At 63.3% G+C, this 23328-nt stretch carries 21 protein-coding genes and 1 tRNA gene; 9 read left to right on the top strand and 13 right to left on the bottom strand.

Annotation, left to right across the window (positions count from 1 at the left end):
• Positions 1–71: 71 nt before the first annotated feature.
• The 6 genes from ccmE (at position 72) to metX (ending at position 5900) form a co-directional block, all read left to right on the top strand.
• Positions 72–542: a cytochrome c maturation protein CcmE gene (gene ccmE / locus ACTHNE_RS12960; RefSeq protein WP_324937403.1), complete on the top strand. Its 471-nt coding sequence runs from the start codon at positions 72–74 to the stop codon at positions 540–542.
• Positions 539–2512, top strand: a complete 1974-nt coding sequence (locus ACTHNE_RS12955; RefSeq protein ID WP_440269457.1) for a heme lyase CcmF/NrfE family subunit — start codon at positions 539–541, stop codon at positions 2510–2512. The genes ccmE and ACTHNE_RS12955 overlap by 4 nt, the downstream gene beginning before the upstream one ends.
• On the top strand, positions 2509–3051 hold the full coding sequence (locus ACTHNE_RS12950) for a DsbE family thiol:disulfide interchange protein (RefSeq protein ID WP_440269456.1): 543 nt from the start codon (positions 2509–2511) through the stop codon (positions 3049–3051). Before ACTHNE_RS12955 ends, ACTHNE_RS12950 begins: the two co-directional genes overlap by 4 nt.
• A gap of 29 nt (positions 3052–3080) precedes the next feature.
• Entirely contained in the window at positions 3081–3518 is a 438-nt protein-coding gene (locus tag ACTHNE_RS12945; protein WP_324937435.1) for a cytochrome c-type biogenesis protein, read from the top strand.
• Positions 3515–4564: a tetratricopeptide repeat protein gene (locus ACTHNE_RS12940; RefSeq protein ID WP_324937408.1), complete on the top strand. Its 1050-nt coding sequence runs from the start codon at positions 3515–3517 to the stop codon at positions 4562–4564. The genes ACTHNE_RS12945 and ACTHNE_RS12940 overlap by 4 nt, the downstream gene beginning before the upstream one ends.
• 235 nt (positions 4565–4799) lie before the next feature.
• Positions 4800–5900 (top strand): homoserine O-acetyltransferase MetX, encoded by a 1101-nt coding sequence (metX, locus tag ACTHNE_RS12935; protein WP_440269455.1) that lies wholly within the window; start codon positions 4800–4802, stop codon positions 5898–5900.
• A gap of 25 nt (positions 5901–5925) precedes the next feature.
• Here the strand turns inward: metX and ACTHNE_RS12930 are convergent, their stop codons facing one another.
• Together ACTHNE_RS12930 and ACTHNE_RS12925 are read right to left on the bottom strand one after the other, a co-directional pair.
• A complete protein-coding gene (locus ACTHNE_RS12930; RefSeq protein WP_324937413.1) occupies positions 5926–6456 on the bottom strand; it encodes an REP-associated tyrosine transposase in 531 nt (176 codons plus the stop codon).
• 158 nt (positions 6457–6614) lie between these two features.
• Positions 6615–6926 carry a hypothetical protein gene (locus ACTHNE_RS12925; RefSeq protein ID WP_324937414.1) on the bottom strand — a complete coding sequence of 104 codons (312 nt, stop codon included), beginning with the start codon at positions 6924–6926 and terminating at the stop codon, positions 6615–6617.
• Positions 6927–7048: 122 nt separating this feature from the next.
• Between ACTHNE_RS12925 and ACTHNE_RS12920 the strand changes: the two genes are divergently transcribed.
• Together ACTHNE_RS12920 and ACTHNE_RS12915 are read left to right on the top strand one after the other, a co-directional pair.
• A complete protein-coding gene (locus ACTHNE_RS12920; protein WP_440269454.1) occupies positions 7049–7636 on the top strand; it encodes a cysteine dioxygenase in 588 nt (195 codons plus the stop codon).
• Between the two features lie 26 nt (positions 7637–7662).
• Positions 7663–7748: transfer RNA gene (locus ACTHNE_RS12915), tRNA-Leu, on the top strand.
• A 49-nt stretch (positions 7749–7797) separates the two neighbouring features.
• On the opposite strand, the gene ACTHNE_RS12910 is transcribed toward ACTHNE_RS12915, so the two are convergent.
• The 9 genes from ACTHNE_RS12910 to murJ form a co-directional block, all read right to left on the bottom strand.
• Positions 7798–8130 (bottom strand): hypothetical protein, encoded by a 333-nt coding sequence (locus ACTHNE_RS12910; RefSeq protein WP_440269453.1) that lies wholly within the window; start codon positions 8128–8130, stop codon positions 7798–7800.
• 77 nt (positions 8131–8207) lie between these two features.
• Positions 8208–8657, bottom strand: a complete 450-nt coding sequence (gene pgaD, locus ACTHNE_RS12905; protein ID WP_324937419.1) for a poly-beta-1,6-N-acetyl-D-glucosamine biosynthesis protein PgaD — start codon at positions 8655–8657, stop codon at positions 8208–8210.
• Positions 8654–9904 (bottom strand): poly-beta-1,6-N-acetyl-D-glucosamine synthase, encoded by a 1251-nt coding sequence (gene pgaC, locus ACTHNE_RS12900; RefSeq protein WP_324937421.1) that lies wholly within the window; start codon positions 9902–9904, stop codon positions 8654–8656. Before pgaC ends, pgaD begins: the two co-directional genes overlap by 4 nt.
• Before the next feature lie 2 nt (positions 9905–9906).
• Positions 9907–11778, bottom strand: coding sequence for a poly-beta-1,6-N-acetyl-D-glucosamine N-deacetylase PgaB (gene pgaB / locus ACTHNE_RS12895; protein ID WP_324937423.1), 1872 nt, complete (start codon positions 11776–11778; stop codon positions 9907–9909).
• Between the two features lie 2 nt (positions 11779–11780).
• Positions 11781–13835: a poly-beta-1,6 N-acetyl-D-glucosamine export porin PgaA gene (pgaA, locus tag ACTHNE_RS12890; protein ID WP_440269452.1), complete on the bottom strand. Its 2055-nt coding sequence runs from the start codon at positions 13833–13835 to the stop codon at positions 11781–11783.
• A gap of 335 nt (positions 13836–14170) precedes the next feature.
• Positions 14171–14659 (bottom strand): signal peptidase II, encoded by a 489-nt coding sequence (gene lspA / locus ACTHNE_RS12885; RefSeq protein ID WP_324937427.1) that lies wholly within the window; start codon positions 14657–14659, stop codon positions 14171–14173.
• Positions 14660–14835: 176 nt separating this feature from the next.
• Positions 14836–17694: an isoleucine--tRNA ligase gene (gene ileS / locus ACTHNE_RS12880; RefSeq protein ID WP_440269451.1), complete on the bottom strand. Its 2859-nt coding sequence runs from the start codon at positions 17692–17694 to the stop codon at positions 14836–14838.
• Positions 17695–17866: 172 nt separating this feature from the next.
• Positions 17867–18835 (bottom strand): bifunctional riboflavin kinase/FAD synthetase, encoded by a 969-nt coding sequence (locus ACTHNE_RS12875; protein WP_324937431.1) that lies wholly within the window; start codon positions 18833–18835, stop codon positions 17867–17869.
• Positions 18836–18926: 91 nt separating this feature from the next.
• Positions 18927–20519 carry a murein biosynthesis integral membrane protein MurJ gene (murJ, locus tag ACTHNE_RS12870; protein ID WP_440269463.1) on the bottom strand — a complete coding sequence of 531 codons (1593 nt, stop codon included), beginning with the start codon at positions 20517–20519 and terminating at the stop codon, positions 18927–18929.
• A 270-nt stretch (positions 20520–20789) separates the two neighbouring features.
• On the opposite strand from murJ, the gene rpsT reads away from it, so the two are divergent.
• Positions 20790–21053 carry a 30S ribosomal protein S20 gene (rpsT, locus tag ACTHNE_RS12865; protein WP_324946408.1) on the top strand — a complete coding sequence of 88 codons (264 nt, stop codon included), beginning with the start codon at positions 20790–20792 and terminating at the stop codon, positions 21051–21053.
• A gap of 253 nt (positions 21054–21306) precedes the next feature.
• On the opposite strand, the gene ACTHNE_RS12860 is transcribed toward rpsT, so the two are convergent.
• Positions 21307–22044, bottom strand: a complete 738-nt coding sequence (locus ACTHNE_RS12860) for a copper homeostasis protein CutC (protein WP_324946410.1) — start codon at positions 22042–22044, stop codon at positions 21307–21309.
• Positions 22044–23087 carry a N(4)-(beta-N-acetylglucosaminyl)-L-asparaginase gene (locus ACTHNE_RS12855; RefSeq protein ID WP_440269450.1) on the bottom strand — a complete coding sequence of 348 codons (1044 nt, stop codon included), beginning with the start codon at positions 23085–23087 and terminating at the stop codon, positions 22044–22046. The genes ACTHNE_RS12860 and ACTHNE_RS12855 overlap by 1 nt, the downstream gene beginning before the upstream one ends.
• Between the last annotated feature and the right edge of the window lie 241 nt (positions 23088–23328).

The raw sequence follows: 23328 nt of genomic DNA, 5'->3' as shown, positions 1-23328 counted from the left end.
CGTCCCACTGCGGACAGACAGAACCCGCGCTGCGTGCGTAAAATGCCCTACAAAGCACCTGAAGCTACCTCATGAATCCCACGCGCCAACGCCGGCTCACTATCGTCATCGCCCTGCTCGTCGCCGGGGTCATAGCCGCAGCCCTGGTAGTCTACGCCCTACAGCAAAACATGAATTACCTGTTCACGCCCAGCCAGATACAGGCCGGTGAAGCGACGTCCTACAAAACGTTCCGCCTGGGCGGCATGGTGAAGGCCGGTTCGATCCAGCGCAGCAGCGATTCGCTGAAAGTCACCTTCACGGTGGTCGATGCGAGCGGTGCGATGCCGGTGGAATACAACGGCATCCTGCCTGACCTGTTCCGCGAGAACCAATCGGTGATCGCCACCGGCCACATGGACGGCGCGCGCTTCGTCGCCACCGAAGTGCTAGCCAAGCACGACGAGACCTACATGCCGAAAGAGCTGAAGGATGCGATGGCCAAGGCGCATGCCGGCAAACGCATCGATGAAGCCGCCAATCAGGACAAGCCACAGCCATGACGCCCGAACTCGGTCAACTTGCGCTGATCCTCGCGCTGTTTCTCGCAGTCGCGCAAAGCGTGCTGCCCCTGATCGGCGCATGGCGCGGCAACCGCGCCTTGATGGCCATCGCGCGGCCGGCCGCTACCGGTCAGGCCGTGTTCGTCGGTTTGGCGTTCGCCATCCTGGTGTGGGCGTTTGTGCATTTCGATTTTTCGGTGCTGTATGTCGCCACCAACTCGAACCTGCAATTGCCCTGGTATTACCGCGTTGCCGCGGTATGGGGCGCACACGAAGGTTCGATGCTGTTATGGGTGTTGATTCTCAATGTGTGGACGCTGGCGCTGGTGTTGCTCAGCCGCCGCCTGCCGGAAGCCTTCCTGGCGCGTGTGCTGGCGGTGCTCGGCATCATTTCGACCGGTTTCCTGTGTTTCATTCTTTTCACCTCCAATCCGTTTGCACGATTGCTGCCGATGCCGGCCGATGGCGGCGATCTCAATCCGGTTCTGCAAGATCCCGGCATGACCTTTCATCCGCCCGTGCTGTACATGGGCTATGTGGGCTTCTCGGTGGCGTTCGCATTTTCCATCGCGGCGTTGCTTGGCGGGTCGATGGAGCAGGCCTGGGTGCGCTGGGCGCGGCCGTGGACGAATGCGGCGTGGGGCTTTCTTTCCTGCGGCATCGTCGCCGGCAGCTGGTGGGCGTATGCGGAACTGGGCTGGGGCGGCTGGTGGTTCTGGGATCCGGTGGAGAACGCCAGCTTCATGCCGTGGCTGGTGGGTGTTGCGTTGATTCACGCGCAGGCAGTGACGGAGAAGCGCGGCTCGCTGCGCGCGTGGACGATCCTGCTTTCGCTGTTCGCCTTCTCGCTGTCGCTGCTCGGTACGTTCCTGGTGCGCTCGGGCATTCTTACTTCGGTGCACGCGTTCGCGTCCGATCCGCGCCGCGGCACTTACATCCTGTGTTTTCTGGCGGTGGTCGTCGGCGGCTCGCTGTTGTTGTACGCATTGCGCGCACCCAAGGTGGCTGGCGGCAAGGCCTTCGCGCTGATCTCGCGCGAAAGCGCCATCCTGGTCGGCAACCTGATGTTCACCGTGGCCGCGGCGATGGTGCTGCTCGGCACGCTGTTCCCGTTGCTGGGCGATGCGTTGAACCTGGGCAAGATATCGGTCGGTCCGCCCTACTTCGGCCTGCTGTTTCCGTTACTGATGTTGCCGGTGGTGCTGTTGCTGCCGTTCGGCCCTTATTTGCGCTGGGGCAGGAGCGAACTGCCCGTGCTCAAGCAGGTGCTTGTTCGGGTAGCTGTCGCAGCGGTGGCCTGTGCGCTTATTGCCGCGTTTTTCGTGCAAGGCCAGCTCAAGGCGATAGCCGGCGTGGGCAGTGCGGTATGGGTGGGCGTGGGTGTGGCGCTGTACGTGATCAAGCGCTGGCGCGAAATGCCGGCAGGCCGCCGCTATCCCGCCGAAATGACCGGCATGCTGCTGGCGCACGTGGGCGTGGCAGTGTTCCTGATCGGCGTGATGCTGTCCGAATCGCTCAGCGTCACGCGCGACGTGCGCCTGTCCCCGGGACAGGTGGCAACGATCGGCGGCTACGAATTCCGCTTCGATGGCGTCACCGAAGCCACCGGTCCGAATTGGACGGCCGAACAAGGTGTCGTCACGGTGACGCGCAACGGCTCACCCGTGGCGGTGATGCATCCGCAGAAACGCACGTATGCGCGCGAACAGGTGCAGACCACCTCGGCGATCGATCCGGGCGTCACGCGCGATATCTACGTCGCGCTGGGCGAGCCGATGGATCCAAACCATGTCGAAGGCGCGTGGGCGTTGCGCCTCTATACCAAACCATTTATCCGTTGGATCTGGGGCGGCGGCTTGTTGATGATGCTGGGTGGTTTTGTCAGCGCCGCCGATCGCCGCTTCCGCCTGAAGCGAGAAGTCGAAGCAGCACAACCGTCCACCGCTGCACTAAAGGAGTCGCGGGCATGAGCCGCCTGCTGCCCTTCTTCGCATTCGTGCTGCTGGCCGCATTGCTCGGCTTCGGCATCTGGTGGAACAGCGCGCACGACCCCACCGCCGTGCCCTCGCCGCTGATCAACAAACCCGCACCCGCCTATGCATTGCCCAAGCTGGACGAACCCGCGCAGACGGTGAGCAAGGCGTCGATGCTGGGCAAGATTTATCTGGTGAACGTATTCGCCAGCTGGTGCATTGCCTGCGGTGAAGAACATCCGGTGCTAATGCTGGAATCGAAAAACCTCGGGGCGCCACTGATCGGCTACAACTACAAGGACGATCCCAACGATGCCAAGGCGTGGCTGGCGCAGCACGGCAATCCGTACGACACAGTGATCGCTGATACCAATGGCCATACCGCGATCGACTTCGGCGTGTACGGCGCGCCAGAAACCTTCCTGATCGATGCGCAGGGCGTGATCCGCTACAAGCACATCGGGCCGCTGACGCCTGAGGTGATTGCGCAGCAGGTGAAACCGGCGATCGAGGCATTACAGAAGGGGGCGCCATGATCGCCACCAGCCGAGGAAACAGCGCGGCGATGCATATTCTCGCCTTCTTGCTGTTTGCGCTTGCCTTTCTTGCAAACAACGCATCCGCCCAAGCCATCGACCCGCTCCCCTTCCGCGACCACGCCGAAGAACTGCGCTTTCAGCATCTCACCGGCGAACTGCGCTGCCTGGTCTGCCAGGACGAAAACCTCGCCGACTCCAACGCCAACTTCGCGCGCGACCTGCGCCACAAGGTGTTCGAGCTGATGCAACAGGGCAAGAGCGACACCGAGATCAAGCAGTACCTGGTGGACCGCTATTCCGATTTCGTGCTTTACGATCCACCGGTCAACCATCGCACCTGGCTGCTGTGGTTCGGCCCCTTGCTGATCCTGATCGGCGGCGGTGTCGTGGTCGTCAACACCATCCGCAAACGCAGCCACGCCGGGATTCCGGCCGCACCGACCGATAACGGGGACGATTGGTGAAACCGCTTTTCTATATCGCCGCCGCAGTGATGATTGCTGTGGCTTTGGCCTTGCTGTTGTTGCCGCTGCTGCGGCATGGCCGGCAAGCAGGACGGCCGCACAGCTTGTTCGTGCTGATGTTGGGCATTGCGCTGATGATTCCGGTGGGCGCCGCCTTGTTGTACTGGCAGGTGGGCACGCCGGCCGCGTTGAATGGCGTACCGCAGGAAGTGGACGTCAAGAAGGCGCTGGACGAATTGCGCGCGCATCTGGCTGCGCAACCGAACGATATCCAGGGCTGGTTGCTGCTTGCGCAGGCCGATATGGAAATGCAGCAGTTGCAGGACGCTCGCGGTGCCTATGGCCAGATACTGAAGCTAAGCCCCGACAACACCTCCGCGCTGGTCGGCTGGGCTCAGGCCGATTCGGCGGCCAGCGACGATCATCACATCAGCGATCGCGCGCGCGATCTGCTCGAGCGCGCGATCAAACTGGACCCCGACAACCAGCGCGGGCTGTGGCTGCTCGGCATCAGCGATTTCCAGCATGGCCATTTTGCGGAAGCGGCAGCCACCTGGCGCAAACTGCAACCCTTGCTGCAGCCGGGCAGCAATGTCGCGCAAGCAGTAGCTGAGCAGATCGCATTGGCCGATGCGCGCGCCGGCAGTGCGCCAGCCAGCGCTTCCAGCGTCGCGACTGCTACCGACCAAGGCGCTCAATTGCACGTGCAGGTTGCGCTATCTCCAAAGCTCGATGCCAAGCTGGCCAAGGGCGACACGCTGTTCGTCTACGCCCGCGCACCGGATGGCCCACCCATGCCGCTTGCGGTGGCGCGACTCAGCGCCGATCAGCTGAAGCAGGCACCGGCCAGCGTTACGCTGACCGACGCCATGAGCATGGTGCCATCGATGAAGCTTTCGTCGGTATCCCGCGTGGTGGTGGGCGCCCGTGTCAGCCACAGCGGCAACGCCATGGCGCAAAGCGGCGACCTGGAAGGCGACAGCGGCGTGATCGATGTCGGCAGCAAGGCAGCCGTGAAGGTGCTCATCGACAAGGTTCATGATTAGCAATTCAAGCATTTGGCATAGCCATATGATGTTTTGCGATGCTTGATGTTCCTCGCCGTCATTCCGGCGAAGGCCGAAATCCATTAAAACATGCCGTGCGAAGCACGCAATATAAAAACTTTCGCCGGCTTCGCCCATTTGTTTGATACTGGATTCCGGCTTTCGTCGGAATGACAACAAGGCAGACGCGGCCATGCTCGACAAGGCAAGACACCCCATTCAGCAAGAACCTGCCATGAGCGATGCACGCAAGTACTTTCCCCTGCCCTCCCCGTTCGCCATGAAACGCGGCGGCGCATTGGACGGCGCGCACGTCGCCTACGAAACCTGGGGCAGCCTGAATGCGGCACGCGACAACGCGGTATTGATCCTCACCGGCCTGTCGCCCAGCGCGCACGCGGCCTCCAACGCGGAAGATCCCTCGCCCGGCTGGTGGGAAGGCATGCTCGGTCCCGGCAAGGCGATCGATACGTCGCGCTGGTTCGTGATCTGCGTGAACTCACTGGGCAGCGACAAGGGTTCCACCTGCCCGGCATCGATCGATCCGGCTACCGGCGAACCGTATCGGCTGAATTTTCCGGACCTTTCCCTGGAAGACGTCGCCAATGCGGCGCACGCGCTGGTCAAGAGCCTGGGCATCGATCAGCTCGGCTGCCTGATCGGCTGTTCCATGGGCGGCATGAGCGCGCTGGGGTACATGGTGCTGCACCCTGGCAGCGTGCGCACGCACATCAGCGTGGATACCGCGCCGCAAGCGCAGCCGTTCGCCATCGCCATCCGCTCGCTGCAGCGCGAGGCGATCCGGCTCGATCCCAACTGGAACGGCGGCCAGTACAGCGACAAGCGCTATCCGGATACCGGCATGAGCATCGCGCGCAAGCTCGGCGTGATCACCTACCGTTCCGCGATGGAATGGAACGGCCGCTTCGCGCGCATCCGGCTGGATGCCGACCAGCGCGAAGAACAGCCGTTCGGCTTCGAATTCCAGGTGGAGTCGTATCTGGAAGGCCACGCGCGCCGCTTTGTGCGCACCTTCGATCCCAACAGTTACCTGTATCTGTCGCGCGCCAGCGACTGGTTCGACATTTCCGAATACGGCCACGGCAGCGTGATGGAAGGCTTGAAACGCATCCACATCGAACAGGCGCTGGTGATCGGCGTCAGCACCGATATCCTGTTTCCGCTGGAGCAGCAGGAACAGATCGCCGAAGGGTTGCGCGCGGCCGGCGCCAACGTGGAATTCGTGGCGCTGGATTCCCCGCAAGGCCACGATGCGTTTCTGGTGGATATCGAGAATTACAGCCGCGCGATTGGTGGGTTTCTCGCGCGTCTTTGACGATGCAGGGGTTTGCACCCCAACGTCATGATCTCTCTCCGTCCTGTATCGTTGCATCCGGCTCGCAAGCCCAATCCGGGGTAAGCATCCCCTGCCTGATATACCGATGAATCGACGAATACGGCCAATCGCTGGCACGCTCTACATATCCATGCTTGACCGGATTGACGTGCACGTAATCCACATGTCGCGCCAGGTCCTGTTCGCCCTTTATGCAATGCTCCCAGAATCGGCGCTGCCAGATTCCGCGCTCTCCCTTGCTGCGCCGCGAAGCACCGATCGCTTCATATCGCTCGATGGCCCATGAGAAGCGTTGCTTGATCAGCATCCACCGCTTCGAATAATCGGCATCATCGGTTGGCATTTCCCAGATGGCATGCATGTGCTCGGGAAGAACGACCCATGCCAGGATGCGAAACGGATAACGCTGTTTGACTGTCTTGACGGCTTCACGCAACACGTCGATGCGTTTTACCAACAGGTCGCTCGCGCGGCTGGCGAGATTGACGGTGAAGAAATAGGTGCCGCCGGGAACCGTTGTCCGCCGATATCGCATGGCGCTGTCGCTGAGGTGTGTTGGATTTGCATGCCAACGTACACAGCGTTGCAGGTTGCAGTCTGTCGGTGTTCCACGCTTTGTCGGGTTGGATAATGTTGGGGTTTGCACCCCAACCTACCGGCCCCCGTAGGCGGGGGTGAAAACCCCAACGCCCCCTAGAGCGGCCGGAACTCCGCGAACATCTTCTCCGCCTCTGGCAGCTCGCGCAGCGGCACGTAATCGCAGGCGCCGGCGAAGCGCTCCCATAGATCCACCACGCGCGAGCTTTTGTGGGCGTCTTCGATGGCGCCCTCCTTCCACTCGAACACCTCGACGATGATGCCATCCAGGCCACGCATGGCCTGCACCGGCCGATCCGTTATCAGGCCCAGCGCACGCAAGCACGGCACGTGCTCGCGAACCAGAGCCTCCAGCTCCTCCGCGCACCCCGCCTTCGGGCGGTACGCTACAATCACCATCACACCCATGGTTTCCCCCTGCAGGCCGATTCGGGCGCCGCTTGGGGAAGGCTAGCAGAGAAGCGTCGTTTCGGCGTCAACCGGCCAGCCTCCAGGGGTGGCAAAACCTTGAAGATCCACCGAGACTTTCGATGCTCACCACGCCATTCCCCGGCTGCGACAAGTTGATCCAGGCGATCGACACCGCCGTCACCAAGGGCTCCACGCCCGCCATCACCGACAGCCTGCGCAACAGCCTGTGCAAGCTGATCCAGGGCCAGGAAATCCGGCTGCCGGACTGCGTGTTCGAAACCGCCGAACACCGCTACGCCCGCCGCGAGCTGTACCACAGCGACGAATACGGCTACTGCGTGGTGGCCATGACCTGGGGCCCGGGCCAGGGCACCCCCATCCATGACCATTGCGGCATGTGGTGCGTGGAAGGCGTCTGGAGCGGCGCGCTGGAAGTGGTGCAGTACGAGCAACTGCCCGCCGCCGGCCAGGACGGGCTGTACCGATTCCAGCCCGTAGGCTCGATCCAGGCCGGCCCCGGCTCCGCCGGCAGCCTGATCCCGCCGCACGAATACCACACCATCCGCAACCCCAGCGACGACAAGGTCGCCGTGAGCCTGCACATCTACTCCGGCAACATGACCCACTGCGCCGTGTTCCAGCCCGCCGACGGCGACCGCTGCTACCAGCGCCAGGACCGCAAGCTGAGTCTCGACCCGGTCAATTGAAACCGGCATAATGGGCGTTCGCACTTGCCGGTGTGGCGGAATGGTAGACGCGGCGGACTCAAAATCCGCTTCTGGCGACAGAGTGTAGGTTCGAGTCCTATCACCGGTACCAAATTAAAAAAAGCCAAGGCTTCGAACAGCCTTGGCTTTTTTGTTGGCGATCAGTACCGCAACGCCATCGTCAGATGGTACGCAGCATCGTTGATCTTTTCGCCCGGATTGCGCTCGCAGTATTCGTCGAGGAAGCCTCTTACGTCGGCGCCGTTAGCCTGTTTGAGCCGCAAGCCGGCCATGCTGGCGGCGGTGATGAAGCCCTGTGTCCAGTCGACCAGGGGAGCGTAATTGAAGAAATCTCCTGCTCGTCTTGCTTCCATCCATTTGCCGCAGGATTGGTTGCCCGCTCCGTAAACAACTCCATCCTCATCGGCCTGTGCGGGCATCGATGAACAGGCGCCGCAGGCGGCCAGTAACAGCGCAGCTAAAGTCAGCTTCATATCCTCTCCCCTTTCCGAGTGATAGCAGCTTGTCGATTCATCGGCGGGTGTCAAAACTGCCGATCCAGCGGGCCCGCTCAATCCGAGTGGACGCCCGCGTCGAGAAACATCCATCCGTCCTGCGCGAAGTGCACCACCGAGCGCTTCCCCGCGCGCAGGCGTTGCGCCGTTTCCACGGACGCCGCCAATGCAGGTGCCATCTCCGCAATGTCCACGCTGCGATTGCCGCGGCGGCGCTGCTTGCCGGCAAAGCGCACGCGGTTGTATTGCGACCACGAGCCCATCATCAGCGCGCAGACGATCGCCACGCAAAGCACGATGCTCAAGTCGTTCGCCGCGTGCAGCGGATGCATCAGGCCCAGTTGCTGGAAGGCGTCTTCCAGGCCAAGCAGCCAGGCGATCAAGGTAAGCACGGGTAGCCATAGCGATATCCATAGCGTCCACGCCACCATCGTGATGAGGGTGAACACGGTGCGTTGCAGCGGCGGCTGGCGGTGCGGTCGGTTGATAATGAATTCGGCTTTCATTGTATTCCCCTGTCAGGACTGGTCCAGATCGCCAAAGTGCCGCGGCGCTTCAGAATGGCCTTGGGCAAGGCAACGATGGAGGTGGCGGTGGTCAGCATCCAGTAGACCAGCGGATACCAGATCATCCAGTAGTAATTGCGACCGACGCCTGTCTCGTAACGGCGATCGATCAGCAGGCTGATCAGGAACTGCAGCATGCAGATCATGCCGAGCACCACGCCGTTCCATTGTGGGATGAAGGTAGGCACGTGCAGCGAAGGCGGAAGCGTGATCACCAGGCTGGCAAGCCACAGCAACACGATCGTGGCCATGTCGAACGACCACACCAGGCTCACCAGGTATTCCAGCGCCACCATCCACATGCGCCTCTGGCGCCAGTGCAACAGCTTCAATCCATAGCGCAGCAGCACTTCGGATCCGCCCTGCGCCCAGCGCAGGCGCTGCCTCCACAACCCACGCAGCGTTTCAGGCATCAGAATCCAGCACAGCGCATTGGGTTCGTAGCGGATTTCCCAATGCCGCATCTGCAGGCGCCAGCTCACATCGATGTCTTCGGTCACCATGTCGGTGTTCCAGTAACCAACATCGTGCAAGGCGCTTTTGCGGAATGCCGAGATCACGCCCGAAACCGTGAAGATGCGCCCATACACGCGCTGCGCGCGCTTGATCAGGCCGATGATCGAGGAGAACTCGCCCACTTGCAGACGGCCAAGCAAGGTGGAGCGGTTGCGAATGCGCGGATTGCCGGTAACCGCACCTACGCGCGGGCTTTCCAGCATGTGCATCACCAGCCAGTGGGTGGCATAGCTGTCGAGCAACGCATCGCCATCGATGCAAACCAGGTAGTCGCCCTTGGCGGCGAGCGCCGCCGCGCGCAGGCCGGTCGCCTTGCCGCGGTTGGTCGCCAGGTGCAGCACGCGCAATTCGGGAATTTCCTTCATCAATTGATCGAGCTGCGCACCGGTGTCGTCGGTGGAACCATCGTTCACCGCGATGATCTCGAAGCACGGATAGGTCTGCTTCGCCAGCTGCATCAGCGTTTCGCGCACGTGCTCGCTTTCGTTATGGCACGGCACGATCAGCGACACCAGCGGATACGACGCCAGTGCCGGTGGTTTTACGCGCGAGGGTTCGCGACGTTCCCAGCGGAAGAAGTAGATCAATCCCCCGCTCATCCACATCAGCGACATCGCCAGCGGATAGAAGAACGCGAATTCGAGCAAGGCATGGAGCGCGTGACTGATCATCGTTATCGCTCCGGATAGGGATAGTCGGCGATGGAGACCGCCGGACGGACCGCTTCGAGCCGCGGGTGATCGTGAATGAAATCGTCCGGGTAGTAGCCCAGGTGACGCACGCCCTGCAGTTGCAGCAGCTGGACGCGCGCGTCGACGTCTTCGTCGGTAATCGGCTGGCCGGTGCGCCAATCGTGCGTCGCCAGCTCGAACAAGGTATGGTCCAGCGCGTGCGGGCTCGCGGCTGCCACGCGCGCCACCAGCGTGCGATACCAGTCGTCGCTGTCTGCTTGTTTATCCAATTGCGGCATCGCCATTACGGCGGTGATGTCGTAGCCGGCGAGGAAGGCGGGCAGGCTCTGCGCAAACCAGGTTTCGGATGACGGATCCAGGATCGCGCGCGCATAGATGTTGCGTGCGGTCTTTACCGAAGGCCGCCAGCGACGTACGCGTGCGGTGAGCTCATGCGTGAAGTCGATCAGCGCGGCGGTGCGCTGCGCGGGCGACTTGCTCGACCAGGGCCCAAGCTGGTCCGTATCGCGAAGATACGCATCGTCGGAGAACAGCAGGCCCGCCATGTCGCCATGCATGGCGAGGTCTTCATACATGTCGCCGATCCATTGCCGCACGCGCGGATCCCACGGCGCCAGGCGGTAATGATCGCCGCCCGGCTTCGGCTCGCCGGCGAGTGAAGGCAGGTCGGGCGCATCGGGAAAACGGAACGCCAGCACCGGCATCCACGCGTACACACGTACTTGCGCGCGCGTACGCAGTTGCCATGCCACACGCGAGTAGAGATCCGCGCGCATCGGCAGATGGCGATTGGGAAAATACACGGCCGAGGCCACGCCATCGCCGTTCGGGTCGGCATACGCCTGCAGCCACACTTGGTTGGGATGCATGCGCTTGATGCGATCGAGCAGGCGCGAGAGGTTCTTTTCCTGCTGCGCCGGATCGGGATCGTAGATGTAATCCAGGTCCACTTGCACCGCACGTACCGGTTCGATGCGCGAACGATGGCGGATCAGCCAGCCAAGCCGGTTGGCGCTGATGTTGCCGCTCACCAACAAGCGCGGCAGCGTGCGATCGTCCGGCGATGCGGGAACGGCATCGTCGAGACTGAAGGAGACGCCCATGCCTTCGCTTGCCGCCACTTGCAGCGCGCGCTGGTTGTAGGCGCCGTAGGGCCAGACGATGGCGCGCGGACGTTGACCGGTCGCGTGTTCGATCTCGTCGGCGCTATGGCGCAGATCCTCGCGCAGGCGTTCCGCATACGCCGCTTCGCTTTCATAACGCGCCGTGTGCGTGTCGTAGCGCAGGCTGACCACGGCCGGCAGCTGGTTGCTCTGCGGATTGGCCGGTATGCCGGTATGCATGTCCCAGGTATGCGAGGCGAATGCCACCAGGCCGGAGCGCTGCATCTGGCTCACTTGCGCCCAGGTGAGGAAGCAATCGCGTGTGCAGGGGCCGCCGTTGTAGGGCATCTGCTTGCCGGCCGGCATGTCCATCCACGAACCGACCAGCGCCGACACCGCCGGATAATCGTAGGCGCGCAGCAGTGGATACACGCGCGTGTAGAAACTTTCCAGACCGTCATCGAAGGTCAGCAGCACCGCATGCGGCGGCAGCGGCGTGCCACCCTGCCGCGCCTTGATCACGTCATCCAGGCTTACCACGTGATAGCCGTTGGCCTTCAGCCAATCGAAATGCGCGATCAAATGATCGGTGCTGGTGGCATCCGGATCGCGGTCGCCCTGCAGGCCGACGTCGTCGCGCACGTTGTGATAGGCGAGCACGATCAGCCCAGATGAATCGGGCACGAATTCATTGGCGCAAGCCAGCTGCGCCATCATCAGAAGAACCAGGGCGAGCAGGATCGGGCGCATCGCTACTCTCCCCAATGCAAGGACATGTCGAACACGACACGCGATTCGTGCCGGCCGTCGTAGGGTTGCCAGCGCCAGCTCACGCCCCAGCCCAGACGCAGGCCGGCATGTACCTGGAAAATTTGCCCGTAGCGCGCGCTGGCCATCCAGCCGGTGGCGTAATGGCGTTCGGCATAGCGGCCGGCGGCCACGTCCAAGCGTTCGCTCCAGGCGCGGTCGTCGTATTGATAAATCACGTTCTGCAATGCGCTGGTGAGCGCATAGGAGCGATCCCAGGATGGATTGAAATATGGCCGGTTCGTTTCGCTGTTGGTCGAACCGCCGATTTCCACGCCACCGTCCAGCGTGAGGCTCGGCGCGGTATGCAGGCGCTGCACGAAGTCGCCCAGCCAGCCCTTGCGCACGTTGCCGTCGCTGAAGCGATCGCGGTACAGCGCCAGGCGCGCGGAGGTGAGTTCACTGGCGCGCCACTGTACGGCGCTGCTGAACGTCTTGCCGGTGATGCCATAGCGTTCCGCACGCAGCGGAACGTCCGCGCCGGCGCTGGCCCAATCGGCGGCCACCGACCAATGATCATTGATCGCCCAGTTGGCGCCGGCCTCCACGTCCGTACGCCGTACGTAGTGATCCACCGCAGGCAGCGCTTGCAAATAGAACGACACATCCGGCAGGTAGCCGCGAATACCGAGGCCGGCGCGGTTTCTCGCCACGTGTCCTTCCGGCAAAGCGGCCGATGCCGCACGCGCCAGCGCAATGATACGCCAGTGATCGCCGAGCAACGGGCTGGCCAGGGTCGCTTCGGTTTCCTGGTCGCGATCGCCGTAGTCCGGACTGCTGCCCCAACCGTTATCGTGCGTAAGATCGAACTGCCAGCCGCGCTGGCGATCCCATGCTGCCCATGCGTCCTGTACACGGCCGCTGCGTCCGGCTTGCTGTTGCGCGCGGTCCAGCGCCGCTTGCGTGCCGGTGTAGTCGTGCATGGCGTTGGCTACGTCGGCATCGTCGAGGTTGGCGGAGGCGTCGTGCTCGTCTTCCAGCGTGGAGGCGATCTTCAAGGTTTGCGCGGCGCGATGCGGCCAGCCGCGCGCGAGTTCGGTCATCGCCAATTGCCTGCGCAGTTCCACGTTGCCGGGCGCTTCGGCGCACATGGCCATCAACTGCTGATACGCACCTTGCAATTGACCGGCGTCTGCGTGCAACTGGATGGCGGTGCTGTCGGCATCGACTTTGCGCGAATTCTGCTTGGCGCCACGGACGCCAGGCGTGCGCAGCCAGCGCGGCTCGTCCGCGGCCAGCTTGTCGACCATGGCGAGCGATTCGCGCGTGCGTCCCGCGTCAAAATACGCCGACGCCAGGCTGATGCGCGGATCGACCTCGCCCGGTGCATAGGGGCCCGGATCCTGCTTGATGCTGTCTTCGTACAGTGCAATGGCTTCGCGCGGCTGATGTTGCTGCATCAACGCGTCCGCGGCGGCGCGCTCGGCATAGGCCGGCAGGTGCACGCCTTGCTGTTTCAGTTGCGAGTAAGTGGCAGCCGCTTCCTGCGCACGATCGCCTTGATCGAGCGCAACCAGCGCGTCCCGTTGCGCGCGCTGGCGCACGTCCGCCGGTGCTGCGGAATCATCCGCGATGCGCTGGATATCGGCGATCGCCTTGTCATCGTCCGCATAAGGATGCGCGGCATCGGTCGGCACGCCCCTGGCCCAGCGCACTTCGTGCGAGGCGTAGTCGGCCTGCAGTTGTTCGCGTTCGGCCGCATCGAGCGGCGGAGAAAGTTTTGCGGCCAGTTCCCTCGCGCGCGCGGCGCCGCCCAATTCCGACAGCAACTGGATGGCGAGCCATTGCGCGTTGCGATCGTCCGGCCAGTGCGCCAGCACTTCCTGGCAATGTGCCAGGGCTTCCACGCGATGCCCCGCCGCCCGCTCGGTGCGGGCTTGCGCAAGCAAGGTATCGTGATCGGGGGCGCCTTCCGCCTTGCAGGTCGCGCACAGGATCAGCGTGATCACCACCGCCAACGTCGCACGCCGCAGCGTGGCCGCCCGCGTTGCCGAATTCACCCTCATCTTTTGCGCGCACTTCCCCATCGCCAGTGCCGCTCCTCGCGTCTGACGTAACCATCAACGAGTCCGGTGAAGCGCTACCCCTGCTCCGTCGAACACCCTTGTTGCAGGGGAAATAACGCAAGAATCAGGCCATGGGGCCGGGATTGCCCGTGATTTGGGCGGCGCGCCTGAAAGGCGCGCAGAACGCGCAAATGTGCCTTTTAACCGCTTTTGTATGAGCAATTAAGAAAGCTGCGACCGTGTTCGCGCGTGGAACCCTGGCATCTCATGTGACGTAAATCACATGTGCCGTGGCCCGGCAGCGACCGAATGGGTCACTTTGCCCGGGGCTACCGGGCCTGACCCGAGCGCAGCCCGAACAGGATCAGCAGCACCGCACCCACCGAGATGCCGCAATCGGCCACGTTGAAGGTGGGGTAGTACCAATCGTGGTAGTAGACCTGGATAAAGTCGGTGACCTGTGAGGCATGCAGGCGATCGATCAGGTTGCCCAGCGCCCCGCCGATCACCAGCGAGAGCGGCAAGGCCGTGCGCCATTCGCGCCGCGGCGTGCGTGTCAGCCATACCAGTAGCGCCGCGCTGATCACCACCGCCAACCCCACGAAGAACCAGCGCTGCCAGCCGTTGCCCTGCGCCAGGAAATTGAAGGCGGCGCCGGTGTTGAAGGCGAGGTTCCAGTTGAGAAAGCCAGGGATTACCGGGTGCGGCATGCCTGGCGGCTGCAGCGCGGTCAGCGCCCACCATTTGGTGAGTTGGTCGAGCACGATCAGCAGTGCGGAGAGCGACAGCCACGGGAGTGCGTTGGGTTTGGGATGCATGGGTTTCTCTGGGATCACATAACGATGCCGGATATTGCTCCCTCCCCTGCTCGGCAGGGGAGGGCTGGGGTGGGGTTGCACGCGCTTGCCGCCATGGTCGAGATCATCGCGAGATTGCTTGACCCCACCCCGCCCCTCCCCTACTTCGCAGGGGAGGGAGTTGATTCACGGCAAGATTAGAACCAGCGGCGATTCTCGCCCGGCCCTTCCACATTGCTCACGCAACGACCGCACAGTTCCGGATGCGCAGGATTGCTGCCCACATCCTCGCGCCGATGCCAGCAGCGCACGCACTTGGCCGCATCGCTGACGCTCGCCGACACATACACCTCACCGCCCCCTTCGAACTGCAACGCAACTGCATCGGCAGGACGCGGCTGCAACGGCGCAAAGCTCAACTCGGAGGTGATGAAGAAGAAGCGCAGCTCATCGGCGGTGGATGCATAGCGCTCGGTCGTGGCCGGATCGGCATGCAGCACCAGCTTCGCTTCCAGCGCCGCGCCGATCTTTTCCGCCTTGCGCATGTCTTCCAGCACGCGCGATGCGGTGTCGCGCATCGCCAGCAGATCGGCCCAGTAGCGGCGCTGCTCCGGCGAGCCTTGCGTATTGGCCAAACCGTCGTACCAGGTTTCGAACAGCACGCTTTCGCCGCGCTCACCCGGCATGTGCTGCCAGATTTCTTCCGCAGTGAACGAGAGCACCGGCGCCAGCCAGCGCACCAGCGCTTCCAGGATGCGGTACATCGCGCTCTGCGCACTGCGCCGGCCGAGGCTTTCGGTCGGCATGGTGTACAGGCGGTCCTTGGTGATGTCCAGATACAGCGCGCCCATTTCGGTGGTGCAGAAGTTCTGCACGCGCTGCACGATCTCGGGAAAGTCGTAGCGTTCGTAGGCGGCAACGACCGCCTGCTGCAGTTCGTACGCCCGGCCCACTGCCCATTGATCGAGTAGCAGGCTCTGTTCGACCGGCACCAAGTGCCTGGCCGGATCGAAACCATCCAGATTGCCGAGCAGGAAGCGCGCGGTGTTGCGGATGCGGCGATACATGTCCGACACGCGCTTCAGGATTTCCTCCGACAAGGACATCTCGTAGCGGTAATCGGTGGAGGCCACCCACAGGCGCAAAATATCCGCGCCCAGGCGATTCATGATGTCCTGCGGCTCGATGCCGTTGCCCAGCGACTTGGACATCTTGCGGCCCTGCGCATCGACCGTGAAGCCGTGCGTCAGCAACTGCTTGTACGGCGGCCTGCCGTCGAGCATGGCGGCGGTGAGCAGCGAGGAATGGAACCAGCCGCGATGCTGGTCGGAACCTTCCAGATAGAGATCGGCCGGGAAACCCTGCACGTCGGCGTGCGAACCACGCAGCACATGCCAGTGCGTGGTACCCGAATCGAACCATACATCCAGCGTGTCGCGGTTCTTTTCGTAATGTTCGGCATCGGCGCCCAGGAGTTCCGCCGGATCGAGACTCTGCCACGCTTCGATGCCGTGCTGTTCCACGCGCTTGGCCACTTCTTCCAGCAGCTCGGGCGTACGCGGATGCAGCTCACCGGTTTCGCGATGCACGAAGAACGCCATCGGCACGCCCCATTGGCGCTGGCGCGAGAGCGTCCAATCGGGACGATCGGCGATCATGTTGTGCAGGCGCTGCTTGCCCCAGGCGGGGAAAAACTGCGTGGCTTCCACGCCTTCCAGCGCGGTTTCGCGCAGCGTCTTGCCGCTGTCTTTCGGCGTGAGGTCCATGCCGGCGAACCACTGCGACGTGGCGCGATAGATGATCGGCGATTTGTGGCGCCAGCAATGCATGTAGCTGTGCGCGTACTTGTTCTGGTGCAGCAGCGAACCGGCCTGGTCCAGCGCCTCGACGATCTTGGGATTGGCCTTCCACAGGAACATGCCGCCGAACAGCGGCAGCCACGACGCGTAGACGCCGTTGCCCATTACCGGGTTCAGGATGTCGGCGTCCTTCATGCCGTACGCCTTGCACGACTGGAAGTCTTCCACGCCGTACGCAGGCGCGGAGTGCACGATGCCGGTGCCGCTGTCGAGCGTCACGTAATCAGCAAAGTAGATCGGCGCCAGGCGCGCATAACCGGGATCGACCGCGTAAAGCGGATGGCGGAATTTCAGGTCGCCCAGTTCGTGGCCTTCTACCGACGCGACGACGTGTCCTTCCAAGCCGTAGGTCTTCAGGCACTCTTCGACGCGATCGGTGGCGAGGATCAGCAAGCCCTTCGGCGTATCGACCAGGCTGTAGCTGAATTCCGGATGCAGGTTGAGCGCCTGGTTGGCGGGAATGGTCCACGGCGTGGTGGTCCAGATCACCAGCTGGCCGTTCGGCTTGGGCAGTTTTTCCAGGCCGAACGCTTTGGCTACCGCCGCTGGATCGTCGAAGGCAAAGCCGACGTCGATGGCGATATCGGTCTTGTCTTCGTATTCCACCTCCGCTTCGGCCAGCGCGGAGCCGCAATCGAAGCACCAGTTGACTGGTTTCAGGCCGCGATAGATGTAGCCCTTGCGTAGCAGTTCGGCCAGTGCGCGGATTTCGCCCGCCTCGTTCTGCGGCGCCATGGTGAGGTAGGGACGATCCCATTCGCCCAGCACGCCCAGGCGCTTGAAATCGGTCTTCTGCTTGGCGATCTGCTCGCTGGCATAGGCGCGCGCCTTGCTCATCACCTCGCTGGTGGGCAAGTTCTTGCCGAACTGCTTTTCGATCTGGATCTCGATCGGCATGCCGTGGCAATCCCAACCCGGCACGTAGGGCGCGTGGAAGCCGGCCAGCAGCTTGGACTTGACCACGACGTCCTTGAGGATCTTGTTGATCGCATGGCCCAGGTGGATGGTGCCGTTCGCGTACGGCGGGCCGTCGTGCAGCACGAACAGCGGGCGGCCATGGGTCTTGGCCTGGATCTGCGCGTAGCGATCCACCTTTTCCCATTCGGCCAGCCAGCCCGGTTCGCGCTTGGGCAGGTCACCGCGCATCGGGAAGATGGTTTGCGGCAGGTTGATGGTGCTCTTGTAATCCTGGGTCATCGCTCGGGTGCCGTGTTTACGGGGGTTCCGCTTCGATGCCGGGAGGGGAACCGAAGCCTCGTGCCTTACTTGCCGCGCGCGGCGGCAAGCGCACGCGCTTCGGCGGTGCTTCAAATAATAATGATCGTCGCGGCCAGGGCCGGCGGCGGGGTGTGCGTGCTGGACATGCTCTTCATGATGCGGCCTTGCTCGCGTCGATCAACGCCGGGTTCATCCCTAGGATCTCCCGGGCGGAACGCTCATCATGCCGCATTTGCTGTTTCAATGCGTCGAGGCCGTCGAATTTCATCTCGTCGCGCAGCTTGGCCACGAATTCCACCGCCATGCGCTGGCCGTAGAGATCGCCCTCGAAGTCGAACAGATGCACTTCCAGCAGGGGCTCGGCCACCTCGTTGACGGTGGGTCGCGTGCCCAGGCTGGCCACGCCCGGCCAGCTGCATTCGCCCTCGCCCAGGCCCACGCGTACCGCGAAGATGCCGTGCACCGGGGTCACGCGGTCGCACAGGTGGATGTTGGCGGTGGGATAGCCCAGGTCGCGCCCGAGCTGGTTGCCGTATTCCACTTTGCCCTCGATCACGAACGGCCGCCCGAGCAAGGGCGTGACCGCGCCGAAATTGCCGGCCGCGAGCAAGGCGCGCACGCGGCTGGCCGAGACGCGCTCGCCCTCCAGCAGCACGGCCGGCATGGTGCGCGCGCTGAAGCCGTGCTGCTGGCCCATGCGCTCCAGCAGCGCCACGTCGCCGGCGCGCTTGTGGCCGAAGCGGAAATCCGCCCCCACCCACACTTCACGCGCGCGCAGCCGTTCGATCAGCACGCGTTGCACGAAGTCTTCGGGCGACATTGCGGTCAGCGCCCGGTTGAAACGCAGCAGCAAGGTGCGGCCCATGCCGGTGGCAGCGAAGCCCAGCAGCTTTTCACGCACGCTGGACAGGCGCGGCACCGGTTCCTTCGAAAAATACGCACGCGGCAGCGGCTCGAAACTCACCACGACCGGCGTGCAGCCGAGCGCCTGCGCACGCTGGCGCACTTCGCTGAGCAAGGCTTGATGGCCGCGGTGCAGGCCATCGAAAGCGCCGACCGCAACCACACTGCCGCCGGGGGCCAGGCACGGCCCCGCGACGTCCCGGGACAGTTTCATCATGCGGACGAGTATAAAGGATGCTCCCGCCGCCACGGTCCATCTACTCACGTAGGTTGGGGTGCAAACCCCAACACCGCCATGGGCAAAACGCTCAATCGTGCTGCAAATCACGCAGCCGAAAGCCCACAGCAAACAGCACCGCAACGTAGACCGCACCACCACCACCAACCAGCAGCGCCAACCGCCAGATGCGCCCGAACGTCTGCAGTTGCGTCCAGTCCGGACAATACCAGCGCCCCAACAGCAACAACGCGACCATCGCCGCACAGGCCAGCGCCAGCCGCGTCAGGTAACGCCCCCATCCCGGCTGCTGCTGATAGATATCCGCCCGCCGCAGCCAGCGCCACAACAAGGCGAGGTTGATATAACTGGCCACCGCGCTGGCCATGCCGAGCGCGAGATGCAGGCCAGGCACCTTCGACAGGCCATCCAGCAGCGGCCCTGCTTTCAATGCCGATGGCGCCCACCAGGCATACAACGACAGCAGGAACACGCCGTTGAGCAGCATGTTGGACAGCAATGCCGCCACCCCGGCGCGCACCGGCGTGCGTGTGTCCTTGCGCGCGTAGAACGCCGGCAGCAGCACCTTCACCAGCGCATAGGCAGGCACGCCGAAGCTCAGCGCCGTCACCGAGAGCGTTGCCATGCGCGTATCGAACGGCCGGAACTGGCCGTTCTGGAACAAGGTAGCGACCAGCGGTTGCGCCAGCAGCATCAAACCGAACATGGCCGGCAGCGCGATCAGCAGCGTGGTGCGCAGGCCCCAATCCAGCGCCTTGGAAAACCCCTCGTGATCGGTCGCCACGTGATGGCGCGATAGCGACGGCAATATCACCGTACCCAGCGCCACGCCGAACACGCCCAGCGGCAACTCGAGAAAACGATCGGCCTGCGACAGCCAGGTCTGCGAACCGGAGATCAGCAGCGAGGCAATCACCGTGTCGAACAACAAATTGATCTGCGACACCGAAGAGCCGAACAGCGTCGGCAACATCTGGCGCATGATCCGCTGCACTTGCGGATGGCGCCAACCCCAGCGCGGCCAGGCCAGCAGATCGAGCTGGCGCAAGGCCGGCAACTGAAACAGCACTTGCAGCGCGCCTGCGGCCAGCACCGCCCAGCCCAGCGCCAGGATCGGCGTCTGCAGGCGCCGCGACAGCCACCACGCGCCGGCGATCATGCACAGATTGAGGATCACCGGCGTCAGCGCCGGCAGGCCGAAGCGGTGAAAACTGTTGAGCGCGCCGCCGGCCAGCGCGGTCAGCGACACGAACAGCAGAAACGGAAACGTGAGCCGCAGCAGCGCCACCGTCAGCGAAAACTTGTGAGGCTCGTCCACCGCGCCGGGCGTGAACACCGTCGCCACTTGCGGCGCGAACAGCACACACAGCGCCGCCACAATCAGCAACACGCCGCCGAGCGTGCCGGCCACGCGCGACATCAGCTCCTTCAGCTCGGCGTGCGTGCCCTTCTCCTTCACCTCCGTGAACACCGGCACGAAGGCGGTGGAGAACGCTCCTTCGGCGAACATGCGGCGCATGAAGTTGGGAATGCGAAACGCCACCCAGAACGCATCGGTCGCCACGTTGGCGCCGAACACATGGCTGATCGAAATATCCCGGAGCAGCCCCAGCACGCGCGACACCATGGTCATGCTGCTGAAGGAGAGCAGCCCGCGTAACATGCTGGGGGATTTCATGCGGTGGTGGTGTCCTTAGGCTCTTCCCCCTCTTCCCTCCGGGGAGAGGGCTGGGGTGAGGGGCGAATCTTGCGGGATAGCTACGATGGAAGCGAGCCTTGCTGCGGCTAATGGCAAGGTTGCCCCTCATCCGGCCCTTCGGGCCATCTTCTCCCCGGAGGGGGAAGGGATATCCCCAACCACTTGACCCATCGTCAAATTGACGCCATAATTGCCGCCTTTTTCCAGCCCCAGTATTCATTCCGGAGTTCTACCTTGGCAAACATCAAGTCCGCGAAGAAGCGCGCGCGCCAGTCCGAGCAGCGCCGCCTGCGCAACGTCAGCGCCCGTTCCATGGTCCGCAGCGCCCTGCGCAAGGTCGTCAAGGCCATCGAGGCCAAGGACAAGGCTGCCGCTGTGGAAGCCTTTGCCGTCGCCCAGCCGGTGATGGATCGCTACGCCGCCCGCGGCCTGATCCACAAGAACAAGGCCGCTCGCCACAAGAGCCGCCTGAACGCCAAGATCCACGAGCTGGCCTAAGGGCTCAGCGTAAGGGTTGGTGATGAAAAAGCCGGCGGAAACGCCGGCTTTTTTTGTTGCCTGATTTCACCTTCTCCCGAGGGAGAAGGCAGGCCGGCGAAAACGCCGGCTTTTTTTGTTGCCTGATTTCACCTTCTCCCGGGGGAGAAGGCAGGCCGGCGGAAACGCCGGCTTTTTCGTTGCCGTAGGTCGGGGTGCAAACCCCGACATCGCGATCCTCACGCATCAGAGCGTTGGGGTTTGCAACCCCAACCTACGGCGAGAGCGCGGCGAGGGCCGCCTTCATCGCCCGCACCTCATCCACACTGCTCTGCTCGATATCCGGCGCCAGGTCCAGCAAGGCCGGATTGAGATAGCGCATCGCCGAACGCAGCACCGCGCGCGCCGAGCCGTGGAAATCATGCGCCTGTGTCAGCTTCGCCACTTCGGCCAGATTGGCCGAGCGAATGCCCGCCCCGGCCATCACCACGATCCGCTCGCCGGCCTGTTTGGCCAACCCGGCAATGACCGAGGCCCCGGCCAGCGCATTGGCCGCGCCGCCCGAGGTGAGCACGCGTTCGCAGCCGAGCGCGATGATGGCTTCCAGCGAACGGCTCAAATCTGCGCTGGCATCGATCGCACGATGGAACGTCACGCCCAGCTTGCCGGCTGCGCTCACCAGTTCGCGGCAACGCGCATCGACATGGCCATCGGCGTCCAGCGCACCGATCACCACGCCGTCGCAGCCCACACGCACACAGGTTTCCACGTCACGCTGCATGATCTCGAACTCGGCATCGCCGTAGAGGAAATCGCCGCCGCGCGGACGAATCAGCACGTAGACCGGAATGCGCACCCGATCACGCACCAACGCCAGCGTGCCATACGAAGGCGTGATGCCGCCTTCGGCCAGGCTGCCGCACAGCTCCACGCGATCGGCGCCGCCTTCCTGCGCGGCAAGAGCCGAAGCGAGCGAGCCGGCGGCAATTTCAAGCAAGGGTTGTCGTGCCATCAGGAATACGTCGTCTGGTAAACGCTGGGCGAGGCGAGCAGGCGATCCTGCTGTTGGGCGTCGCACACTGCATAGGTGAAACCTTTCTGGATCGCATAAGCGCCGCATTCGCCATCGCGCCGCAGGGCAAGAAAGCCTACCTGCAATTCCTTCGCCGCATCGGGGCGCTTTTTCACGATACGCCGCACGGCTTCTTCGCAGGCTTCCTGCGGACTGCGGCCGTGACGCATCAATTCCACCACCAGGAAGCTGCCGGCGGTGCGGATCACTTCCTCGCCTACGCCGGTGGAGGTGGCACCACCCACTTCATTGTCGACATACAAGCCGGCACCGATGATCGGGCTGTCGCCGACGCGACCGTGCAGCTTCCACGCCATGCCACTGGTAGTGCACGCACCGGCCAGATGGCCGTTCGCATCCACCGCCAGCATGCCGATGGTGTCATGGTTGTGCTTGCCGCCCGGCAGGCCCAGGCTGCGGTGGTAATCGAGGTTCTCGCTGTTGGCCACCGGCTTGTACTTGGCCTGCTTCAACCACTCGTGCCACGCCTTTTCCGATTCGGGCGTGAGCAGGTCTTCCTTCTTGAAACCCTGCTGCAAGGCGAATTCCAGCGCACCGCCGCCAACCAGCAACACATGCGGCGTGTTCTCCATCACCTTGCGCGCCACGTTGATCGGATGGCCGATATGCTCCAGCGCCGCCACCGCGCCGCAGCGGCCATCGCCGTCCATGATGCTGGCATCCAGCGTGACATGGCCGTCGCGATCCGGATAACCCGCGCGCCCCACGCTGTGATTGTTGAGATCCGACTCGGGCACCATCACGCCCTTCTCCACCGCATCCAACGGCTTGCCGCCCTTGCCCAGAATCGCCCATGCCGCCTGATTGGCCGGCACGCCGAAATCCCAGGTGGAAACGACGCGCGCGCCGACATTGCCCGGCAGGGAACCGGCAAGCGTGGCGGTGCCACGTGAAAGGCGCGGCAGCGCCAGCGCGGAAGTGGCCAGCAGGGAGGCCTTGATGAAATTGCGACGATCGGACATGAGCAGCTCCGGCAGGACGACAGCGCATCATGAACGATTGATGGCCTGTTTGCATGCTTCGCAGGTCATCTTTTCAACCGTAAGCCACGTAGGTTGGGGTGCAAACCCCTGATATATCCCCACGTTTTTTCGTTTGGTGCATATGTGCCCGAAATGCCGTCATTCCCGCGAAAGCGGAGGCGCTTTTCAACAGCGAATGCTGGTCAATCCATCTTTGCTTTTGCATCAGAGCAGATGGATT

The organism is Dyella sp. (assembly GCF_051954575.1).
Classification (GTDB): Bacteria; Pseudomonadota; Gammaproteobacteria; order Xanthomonadales; family Rhodanobacteraceae; genus Dyella_B.
This window is presented reverse-complemented; position numbering and strand designations above follow the sequence as displayed.